Below are 2,788 nucleotides of genomic sequence, written 5' to 3' on the forward strand. Positions count from 1 at the left end.
TAATATACTGTGCAGTCGTGACATTGAAAATGTTATTTCTGGTCTTGGTTTATATGAATAACTGCCGGTATCATCGTCACGGTATAGTACACGGTCGGAAAGGTCATCAAGATGCTTCATAACGTGATGCCAGTTGCTGTAATGCTTTGCCGCTTCCGTCTTGCCAGCACCGGCCGAACCATAACATAAACCAATATATTGATCACGGTGGCATGCTTTACAAAACTCTGCAAATTGTTTGTACTGTTTGGTTTTGATAAATTTATTCATGCTTATAGATCTTCAATTGATTTTGCTTTGCTTCGGTTGTCAATAAAGGTTCATCGTTGTTATCTGATGACTGAAAATAAATACTGCTGGCTTCAATAACCGCGTCCACCAACGATTTTCGCTCAATAATTTCTTTTTTCAGTTTTTTACGGCGTGCATTTCTGGCATGTTGAATTTCTTTAATTCCAACCTTTAGTTGTGATAATTCAGGACAAATTGGTTGACATAAAAAGCGTCCTTTATAAAATACCCTGATTGAGGTGATGTTTGACGGGGAGTATCTGATTACAACGCTCTCACCAATATAGGAAGCCAGAATGGTGTCGATGTATCGCAACCCCTGAAATCGAATGCCATCCCGCAGTATTCTTCGTGGCTTGGCCTCGTTTAATAACAAAAGATCGAGGTACTCAAGGGAATCGAGTAGCTGGGGTAAAAAACCATTACGTTGCCAACGGGCAGCCGGAGTTTCCCCTATCTCAGGGTGAATGGTATGGTTATATTCGATGATAAATGCAGAAACCAGCGCATCCAGTGATTTTAAATTGATAAATATTTTTTGAGTGCCGTTTTGCGTTACGGCTTGCAATGTATGAATGAGCTTTTGGTTAAGTGTCCGGAAAAAGCGTTCAATTTTTCCGCGGCCTCTTGGTTGGGCGACTTGAGAAAATATAAGTCGAATTTTTAAATCAATGCAAACCTGTTCGATATGTTTTGAGGTAAAGTCGGAGCCATGATCTGTATAAAAAATTTCTGGAACGCCTAATATATTCCAGTCAGGATCGGATTTTCTCCAAATGGCATGCCGAAAACACAGTGATGTTTTTTGAGCTGATGGTGACAGGAATGACAGTTCGTAACCACAAATTGCGCGACTGCAATCATCAATGACTACCGTAAGCCATGGTTTTTGTGGTTTGTTTTTATCATTTAATATATCAAAATCAAGCAAGACGTGGTCAGCCTGCCATAGCTCATTCGGCTTGTCAGTCGCGCGAATGTGCAACAAATCATATTGTTGCCTGTATGTCTTACTTCCCTGCTGACCCAAAAGTACCATGTCATCAGGTATATTGGAGATAATCCTGCATACGCTTCGATAGCTTGGAACCTTCAAATTATTCTTGTTACAATATTCTGAAATGAGCGTATGAATGTTTGCTCCAGATAGCATGGGCTTTTTAAGATAGATCCCCTCTATGGTCTTTTGTAGAATGGCGTCATATTGTCTAGGCAATCCTTTATCATCACGTGATCGGCGCACCAACCCTGCTAGGCCATGGCTGCGATAATTTTTTATCCATGAACCCAAAGTTCTAATCGGTATGCCACTATTTCCGGCAATCGTCTTTAATAGTACCTCATCATTAATATAAGGTTCGATGATTTGGTATTTCTGACAGGCTTTATCGCGTTCATCATCGCTTAATTCAGCTAATGACACAAAATTATCCATAATTCGCATTCCACCTAAAAAGACGAACTCATACCAACTTGCCAAGTTTATCCCTAACTCTAATAAATCTCAGCAAGACCTTTAAAAACCTGTATTATCAGCGTAGACCATTAATTTATAAAAGACTAACGTTTAGCGAATTAAATTCGTTAAACTAGAAGGAATGCGAACTTAACCAATTTGGAATAACTTATGCCCTATCAATTTGTACGCGAACCCTTGAGGGGTGAGGAAGCCGATCAATTATGTCAAGCCTGTGAAACAATGCTTGAAAAATTAATTATTTGGATATTGATTGATACAGGATTACGTGTGTCCGAATTATGCTCATTGACTGCGCAAGATATTTTGTGGCAACAAAAATCACTACGCATTACTGGTAAAGGTGGACCCTACGGTAAAAAATCAAAAAAACGAGTTGTTCCTATGTCTAATCGAGTACGGGCATTACTTGAGCATTACTATGCCATCAATGAACGTTTTCCAGTTGGTGCAAGGCAGGTACAAAAAATAGTGAAAGGAATTGCCAATAAAGCTAAAATTTCTAAACAGGTGACACCCCATATATTAAGGCATACTTTTGCTACATTAGCACTGCAAAAAGGAATTTCACTAGCTTCAGTACAAAAAGCTTTGGGGCATGACAGATTAGAGACTACTGCTATTTATTTAAATTTTACCGATGCTCACGTGATAGAGGAATTTAGCAACAAGTGGTAGCGGGCAGTATAAGCTGTTACATATTATGTACAATTATTACTTTTATAAAATTTAGGGGGAATTAAGGGTGGAATAATTATAGAGCCACCCAGAAAGTCAAATGAATCTGTAACAAGCATCTGTGAAATTAAAAGGCACTCATCGAGCATAAGCCATCCAAATCATCTTTCCCAAATGCTTGTGGCTCGTCTGTTTTCTTCAATCCACTTGCAATATTTCTTGCAGATAATGTATTACTAGCGTTGAAAAAACCNTAAGAGCTCGCAAGACCTACGACCACACAACCGGCAATTACCAATGCCCCAATTCCTCCTGTCAGGATAGTTGCTGCAACCGCAAGTG

Annotated in this window: 3 protein-coding genes; 1 reads left to right on the top strand and 2 read right to left on the bottom strand. The window is 39.3% G+C overall.

The genetic code is table 11. The annotated features are described in order from the left end of the window. Together LDG_RS19210 and LDG_RS02290 are read right to left on the bottom strand one after the other, a co-directional pair. Positions 1-270: hypothetical protein (locus LDG_RS19210; protein ID WP_456085360.1), on the bottom strand; the 270-nt coding region annotated here is incomplete at its 3' end. Continuing rightward, entirely contained in the window at positions 263-1,726 is a 1,464-nt protein-coding gene (locus LDG_RS02290; protein ID WP_050805505.1) for a Mu transposase C-terminal domain-containing protein, read from the bottom strand. The genes LDG_RS02290 and LDG_RS19210, both read right to left, overlap by 8 nt. A gap of 192 nt (positions 1,727-1,918) precedes the next feature. On the opposite strand from LDG_RS02290, the gene LDG_RS02295 reads away from it, so the two are divergent. Then, entirely contained in the window at positions 1,919-2,446 is a 528-nt protein-coding gene (locus LDG_RS02295) for a tyrosine-type recombinase/integrase (RefSeq protein ID WP_006869497.1), read from the top strand. Positions 2,447-2,788 lie beyond the last annotated feature (342 nt).

This window comes from Legionella drancourtii LLAP12 (genome assembly GCF_000162755.2).
GTDB lineage: Bacteria > Pseudomonadota > Gammaproteobacteria > Legionellales > Legionellaceae > Legionella > Legionella drancourtii.

Bases quoted from the DNA above. Each gene is read 5' to 3' on its own strand.
- LDG_RS02290 (WP_050805505.1), bottom strand. From the start codon at position 1,726: ATGGATAATTTTGTGTCATTAGCTGAATTAAGCGATGATGAACGCGAT.
- LDG_RS02295 (WP_006869497.1), top strand. From the start codon at position 1,919: ATGCCCTATCAATTTGTACGCGAACCCTTGAGGGGTGAGGAAGCCGAT.